7 protein-coding genes are annotated in these 7,285 nt (G+C 51.0%); 5 read left to right on the top strand and 2 right to left on the bottom strand.

Features of this window, described 5'->3' with window-relative positions:
* Window positions 1–63 precede the first annotated feature (63 nt).
* Entirely contained in the window at window positions 64–1,434 is a 1,371-nt protein-coding gene (locus HMPREF3050_RS11495; protein WP_070774878.1) for a polynucleotide adenylyltransferase PcnB, read from the bottom strand.
* Window positions 1,435–1,837: 403 nt separating this feature from the next.
* On the opposite strand from HMPREF3050_RS11495, the gene HMPREF3050_RS11500 reads away from it, so the two are divergent.
* The 5 genes from HMPREF3050_RS11500 (at window position 1,838) to HMPREF3050_RS11520 (ending at window position 4,456) form a co-directional block, all read left to right on the top strand.
* Entirely contained in the window at window positions 1,838–2,023 is a 186-nt protein-coding gene (locus tag HMPREF3050_RS11500) for a DUF3460 family protein (protein WP_003761287.1), read from the top strand.
* Between the two features lie 12 nt (window positions 2,024–2,035).
* Window positions 2,036–2,704 carry a class I SAM-dependent methyltransferase gene (locus tag HMPREF3050_RS11505; protein ID WP_003764187.1) on the top strand — a complete coding sequence of 223 codons (669 nt, stop codon included), beginning with the start codon at window positions 2,036–2,038 and terminating at the stop codon, window positions 2,702–2,704.
* Between the two features lies 1 nt (window position 2,705).
* Window positions 2,706–3,446, top strand: coding sequence for a tetratricopeptide repeat protein (locus tag HMPREF3050_RS11510; RefSeq protein ID WP_070774879.1), 741 nt, complete (start codon window positions 2,706–2,708; stop codon window positions 3,444–3,446).
* Between the two features lie 77 nt (window positions 3,447–3,523).
* On the top strand, window positions 3,524–4,009 hold the full coding sequence (gene purE, locus HMPREF3050_RS11515; protein ID WP_003778018.1) for a 5-(carboxyamino)imidazole ribonucleotide mutase: 486 nt from the start codon (window positions 3,524–3,526) through the stop codon (window positions 4,007–4,009).
* Window positions 4,010–4,120: 111 nt separating this feature from the next.
* Window positions 4,121–4,456 carry a hypothetical protein gene (locus HMPREF3050_RS11520; RefSeq protein WP_070774880.1) on the top strand — a complete coding sequence of 112 codons (336 nt, stop codon included), beginning with the start codon at window positions 4,121–4,123 and terminating at the stop codon, window positions 4,454–4,456.
* Between the two features lie 677 nt (window positions 4,457–5,133).
* Here HMPREF3050_RS11520 and HMPREF3050_RS11530 read toward each other — a convergent pair.
* Entirely contained in the window at window positions 5,134–6,927 is a 1,794-nt protein-coding gene (locus tag HMPREF3050_RS11530) for a 2-isopropylmalate synthase (RefSeq protein ID WP_070774882.1), read from the bottom strand.
* Window positions 6,928–7,285: the final 358 nt, after the last annotated feature.

The following is a 7,285-nucleotide window of genomic DNA, read 5'->3' on the forward strand; positions in this document are numbered from 1 at the left end:
CTTGTCCTGATTTAAAGTTAATCCACTATAAAAATAAGACAAAACCGTTTGCAATCCGTCGATTCATGATTCCGGCTTATCCGCAGCCGGTTTTTTCTTACGCGAGCGGCGGCGTTTGCGATTCGGCTTGCCATCCGCGCCATCGCCTTGCCCGTGTTGCCGACGCTGTTGTGTGGCAAGCGTCATCTCCGCGCGGGCCTCCGCATCCGCATACTGGAACTTCGTCCACCATTCGACCAAATCCCGCTCCACTTCGCCGACCTCTCCGCGCAACACAAGGAAATCGTAAGCCGCACGGAAACGCGCTTGCGCCAGCATTTTGTGCGGACGCGCGCCGCGTGTGTAGTCGAATTGCGGCTGAAGCTGCCAAATTTCCCGCATGGTCGCGGCAAAACGCTGCGGTACGCCCCAGCCTTTTTCGACCGTTTCGCGCATGGTGTTCATCGCTTCGGATAAAGCGTGCGCAGGCTTTTGACCGCGTTTGATGTTGTCCTGCCAATGACGGTTCAAAACCGGCCACAATACGGCAGCAAGGACAAAGCCCACCGACACGGATTTGTCTGCGCGCAAACGTTCGTCCGTATTTTTCAAGGCGAGAGAAATAATGCGGTTTTCAGGTTTTGCAGCCGATTTGAGCGCAGTCAGAAGCGGATGGACGTCGTCTGAAACGCCTAGGGAATTCAATCGTTTCAGACATTCTCTGGCATAACCGGAAAACAGCAGTTTCATGATTTCGTCAAACAGACGCGCTACGGGTTCGTGTTTCAGACGACCTGCCTGTTCCGGAATCGGTGCAGCGGTGTTTTCTTCCACGTCAAACCCAAGTTTACCCGACAACCGAACTGCCCTCAGGATGCGGACAGGGTCTTCCTGATAACGCTCCGCCGCATTGCCGATCATTACCAGCTTGCGGTCGGCAATATCGCCGACGCCGTGATGGAAATCGACGATTTCTTCTTTAATCGGGTCGTAATAAAGCGCGTTACAGGTGAAATCACGGCGCATGGCATCTTCTTCCATATTGCCGTAAGTGTTGTCCTTCATAATCCTGCCGTGCGCGTTCTGCTGCACTTTACCGCCACCCCTAAAGGTCGTGACCTCTATGGTTTCCGGCCCGACCATGACGTGTACGATTTGAAAGCGTCTGCCGATAATGCGGCTTCTGCGGAAAATCTTATGAACCTGCTCCGGCGTCGCATCGGTGGCGATATCGAAGTCTTTAGGCTCGACGCCCAGCAACAGGTCGCGAACCGCCCCGCCGACAACATAAGCCTGAAAACCTTCGTCATGCAAACGGCGGACAACTTTTTCCGCCGCAAAACTCAACATATCCGCGCTGATATGGTGCCTGTCGAAAGGAAGGATTTCCTTCGCCACAGGCACTTGCTTCGGCTGCTTTCCGGGTAAAACTTTATGCAACCATTTTTTCAACATAAAACTCTTTCCAAAATAAAAAGAGGTCGTCTGAAACCGGCGGCGAAGCCTTTGCGCAATATTCTGCCGGAAATACGGGCAAAATATTATGCAAAGGCTTCAGACGACCTGCCGTATCGCATTAAAAAATAAGGCGGCATTATACCCGAAACACCATAAACCCTGAAAATATAGTGGATTAACTTTAAACCAGTACGGCGTTGCCTCGCCTTAGCTCAAAGAGAACGATTCTCTAAGGTGCTGAAGTACCAAGTGAATCGGTTCCGTACTATCTGTACTGTTTGCGGCTTCGTCGCCTTGTCCTGATTTAAAGTTAATCCACTATATAGTCGAATATCTAAAAACCGTAACGGCGTTATCAGTTATAATAAAAGACTGACACAAACCTGTACGGAACCGTATCATGTATCACTACAAATCCGAAGCCACCCAATTCCTCGACAAACTCATCGAAGACAATCCGCAGCTGGAAACACAACGCCTTGAAAACCGCCATCTGTTGTGGGATGTCGAGCTGGACCCTCAAGAACAGAAAGAATTCGAAGCCGCCAAAGTCGCCAAAAAACCTTATACCTACTACCAAGACTGACGGCCAAACGGCATGACCACCCAGACACACAATATCGACCCGGCGCTGCAAGACTACCTCAACAGCATCGGCGAAAAAGAGCATCCCGTACTGACCGCCCTGCGTTCGCGCACGCAATCCCACCGTTTAGGGAAAATGGCGATTGCCCGCGAACAGGCAGCCTTGCTGACCTGGCTCGCGCGCCTGCTCAAAGCCGAAAAATATCTGGAAATCGGCGTATTTACCGGTTACAGCAGCACCGCAGTCGCCTTAGCCCTGCCCGAACACGGCAAAATTACCGCCTGCGACATCAACGTCACCTTTACCGATATCGCCCGCGAAACCTGGCAGGCAGCGCAAGTCGCCCATAAAATCACCCTCCACCTCCAGCCCGCCCTGCTGACCCTGGACGACTTGATAAGCCAAGGCGAATCAGGCAGCTACGACTTGGCGCTGATCGATGCCGACAAACCGCCCACCCCGCAATATTTCGAACGCTGCCTGCAACTGGTTCGCAGCGGCGGCGTTATCGCCATCGACAACGTCCTGCTGAACGGGCGCGTCATGGGTGAAGCAGAACGCGATGCCCCGCCCAGCCTAAACATACTCCAGTCCTTCAACCGCAACCTGCCCGACGATTCCCGCATCGTACCCATTACCCTGCCCGTCGGCGACGGTCTGACTTTGCTGCTTAAAAAATAAAATGAACAAAACCCTTCCCATCCTGTTTGCCGGCATCCTCCTGCTCAACGCCTGCGCCTCTACCGCCCCCAAACCCAAATCCGGCGATACCTTCATGCTGCCCGATATTCCCACCACCGCAGCCGAATCCTCTGCCATTCCCTATCCCGATTTGAACACGATGACTCAAATCGAACGCTTGGGTATGCAGGTCGAACGTTTGGAGCGCGAAATGGAAAACACCAACCAGCGCCTGCAACAACTCGAAAAACAAAACAAAACCCCGCGCCACGCCAATAGGAAAGTACCCGCCCAGCGTTTGGACGACCAAAAACTCAAAAGCACCTATCTGGCAAACGGCGGCACCGCGCCTTCAGAAGCCGACTCCGCCGACCAAAACGAAACCCGTCTCTACAACCAAGCCCTCAAATACTATCAGCGCAACAATTACGCCGCAGCGGCCGCAGTCTTAAAAGGAGCAGACGGCGGCAACGGCAGCGAAAGCGCCCGACGCAATATGTATCTGCTGCTGCAAAGCCAACAGCGCATGGGCAATTGCGAATCCGTCATCGAAATCGGCGGACGCTTCGCCAACCGCTTCCGCAACAGCCCGCAAGCCCCCGACGCGCTCTTCAGCATCGGGCAATGCCAATACAAGCTGCAACAGAAAGACATCGCCCGCAACACCTGGCGCAAACTGATACAGAGCTACCCCGGCAGCGCCGCCGCCAAACGCGCCGCCGTCAGCATCAAGCAACGATAACTTTTCAGACGACCTCCCATATTCAAAGGTCGTCTGAAATCATTCATTGAATAACGTTTTATACACTAGGAGTAAATATGGCCAAAATCGGCATCATCATGGGCAGCAACAGCGACTGGCCCGTCATGCAGCAGGCAGCGCAGTTTCTCAAAGAGTTCGGCGTCGAATACGAAGCCCGCGTCGTGTCCGCACACCGCACCCCCGATTTAATGTTCGAATACGCCGAAACTGCCCGCGAACGCGGCATCAAAGCCATCATCGCGGGCGCAGGCGGCGCGGCGCACCTGCCCGGCATGGTTGCCGCCAAAACCACCGTCCCCGTATTGGGCGTACCCGTACCCAGCAAATACCTGCGCGGCGAAGACTCCCTGCTCTCCATCGTACAAATGCCCAAAGGCGTTCCCGTCGCCACTTTCGCCATCGGCGAAGCAGGTGCCGCCAACGCCGCCCTGTTCGCCATCTCACTGCTTGCCAACGAAAACCCCGAGCTGGCGCAAAAGCTTGCCGACTTCCGCGCCAAGCAGGAGCAAACCGTTTTAGACATGGAGCTGCCTGAGGCATAACCATCGAATTCATCTGAAAGGTCGTCTGAAAATGGTGCAAACAAAATATTTGATTTCGTTTACCCCATTTTCAGACGACCTTTTTTTAATCACTCAACCCTCTGAACAACAATGAACAAAACTTTTGCAGCCATCCTACTCGCCGCCCTACTCTGCGCCTGCCAAAGCCCAAGCAAACCAACCCAAGCGACTGAAGCAATATCCACCCGACAAGCACAAGCCACAACGGGCAACCTGATTATTTTCTACGATGAAGGCATCGGCTCAGGTTCATTGATGAAGGCAGTGAACGATTCCGGCGCGAGCTTGGTTTACGAATACAAAAACCTGCACGGAATTGCCATTCGTCCATCAGCCAAAACCAATATTCAAGATGCCATTGCTTATTTCCAAAAGGTAAACGGCGTGTTGTCAGTCGAACAAGACCGACTGATGAAACTTCAATAAGAGTCAGCACTTAAATCAGCACACCTTTTGGAAGCCGATTATGTTTGAAGCTTTTATGATAGACTGATTTTTTAGTTTACAATGTATATTACCTATTGCCTTCCTTTCAGGCAGGAATACGTTATAAAAAATACACAGAAAAAATAAAACGAATGGGAGCATGATGGCAAACCGTATTTTCAGTATAAAATTCATAAAACCAATTAATTACCTCATTTTATTGCTACTTATTTCGTTTTCATTTCTCCTTAATACTGATGAATTTTACATCATAGACTATATAATTGATGGGGATGTCTATAATTTATCTGACTTACAAGGTGAAATAAACGACAACCCCATGATTATTAAATTATTTTTAATAATAAACAATATTTCTATTCTATTTTTTCTATTAGGAAGAAAGTTTATTGGCATTTTCTGTTTCATCCTTACAGCGTATTTTTTTGTCCATTTAATAGGCGACCTAGATTTATTGTTTCATATCATTTACTCAAGTATAAAACTTAAAAATTTATGGCTGATTTTAATACTCGTTTTGTATTTTTTACTGTGTTTGATTAACCTTTTTCCCCTGTTCAGTTCTGTGAAAAAATAAAAAAAGGTCGTCTGAAAACCCAAACTTCGGTTTTCAGACGACCTCTTTGCTTTTTAAATTCAAATCAAACCATTTAAGCTCAAATCGTACCGCTGCCCTGCGCTTTCGGTTTGGCGGCACCGAATTCCAGTTTGCTCAAGGCGGAGAGGTAGGCTTTGGCGGTGGCGACCAAAACGTCGGTATCTGCGCCTTGTCCGTTGACGACGCGGTTGCCGCGTGCCAAACGAACGCTGGTTTCGCCTTGGCTTTCCGTACCTTGCGTTACGGCGTTGACGGAATAAATCTGTAAAGTCGCGCCGCTTTGTGCCACGCTCTCAATCGCTTTGAAAATCGCGTCGACAGGGCCGGAGCCTGTGGCGGATGCGCGTTTTTCTTCGCCTTTGATGCTGAACACGATGTCGGCGCGCGGCTCTTCGCCGGTTTCGGTGCTGATTTTTTGGGAGATGAATTTGTAGCTTTCCGCGTTCATGCTACCCATTTCGTCGGACACCAGCGCGTGCAGGTCTTCATCGAAGATTTCGCGTTTTTTGTCGGCGAGTTCTTTGAAGCGGGCAAACGCGGCGTTCAGCGCCTCTTCACTTTCCAACTCGATGCCCAAATCCGCCAGTTTGCTGCGGAACGCGCTGCGGCCGGACAATTTGCCCAAGGTCAGGCGGTTGGTTGACCAGCCGACCGATTCGGCAGTCATGATTTCATAGGTTTCGGGGTGTTTCAACACGCCGTCCTGATGGATGCCTGATTCGTGTGCAAAGGCGTTTGCGCCGACCACCGCCTTGTTGGGCTGAATCGGATAGCCGGTAATGGTGGACACCAGTTTGGATACCGGCACGATTTGCGTGGTGTCGATGCTGGTTTCCAAGCCGAAAAGGTCATGGCGCACTTTCAACGCCATCACGATTTCTTCAAGGCTGGCATTGCCCGCGCGTTCGCCCAAGCCGTTGATGGTGCATTCCACCTGGCGCACGCCTGCCTGAACAGCGGCCAGCGAGTTGGCAACCGCCATACCCAAGTCATTGTGGCAGTGGGTCGACCAGACTACTTTGTCGCCGTTGGGCACGCTTTTGATGATGTTGCTGATACGCTCGTACCACACGGAAGGGATGGAGTAGCCGACAGTATCGGGAATATTGATGGTGGTCGCGCCCGCTTCGATAACCGCCGTAAAGATTTTGGCGAGGAAGTCCAAATCCGAACGCACGGCGTCTTCGGCGGAAAACTCCACATCGTCGGTGTATTCTTTGGCGATTTTCACTGCTTTGACCGCCGCATCGATGACCTGCTGCGGCTTCATTTTCAGTTTGTGCTCCATGTGGATGGGGCTGGTGGCGATGAAGGTATGGATGCGTTTTTTCGGCGCGGGGGAAACGGCTTCGCCTGCCTTACGCACATCGTTTTCAACGGCACGCGCCAGCGAGCAGACCGTGGATTTGGTGATGATTTTGGCAATCGCATTGACCGATTCGAAATCGCCCGGACTGGCGGCTGCAAAACCCGCCTCAATCACATCCACGCCCATTTTCTCCAACTGGCGGGCAATGCGGATTTTCTCCTCTTTGGTCATGGATGCACCGGGCGACTGCTCGCCGTCGCGCATGGTGGTGTCGAAAATAATTACGCGGTTGGTCTGTGTCATTTCTGTTCTCTCCAGAGATTCGTTTTTTTGTAAAAAAGCATTCAAATCCAGCGGCCTGCCTTGCGCTTCCGCCAGCGCGGTCAGCTTTTGCAGTTGCGCCAAAGGCAGCGACCCGCGCGTGCGCCATTTATAGATGGCGGCAGTTGTTGCGGCATTTTCGGGGTCGTGCTGTTTCAACGCTTCGGCAAGTGCATTCACGCCGCCGAAATAAGCAACTAAGCGGTCAATGTCTAATTGCATGATGTTCCTTGTCCAAACTTTATCGAAATTATGGTTTGCTTTGGAAGGGGATTATACGCATTTTAGACAAAACGACAATCTATTTTTATAAAAATACGGATTTACTTTTTAAATCCAGAATTATTTTATACATTTTGTCCAATTTGGTTTCAAAATCTTAAGAGACCTTTGCAAAATTCCTTTTCCCCCAACAGCCAAAACCCAAACACAGGTTTTCGGCTGTTTTCGTTTCAAATATCCACTGATTCTACCCAAATACCCCCTTAATCCTCCCCGGATACCTCATACATAAGGCATCCGGGCCGCCTTTTAGGCGACAACAGACACACTTAGCCTGTTAGCCGCTTTCAACAGGTTC

The organism is Neisseria sp. HMSC065D04 (genome assembly GCF_001815675.1).
Taxonomy (GTDB): Bacteria; Pseudomonadota; Gammaproteobacteria; order Burkholderiales; family Neisseriaceae; genus Neisseria.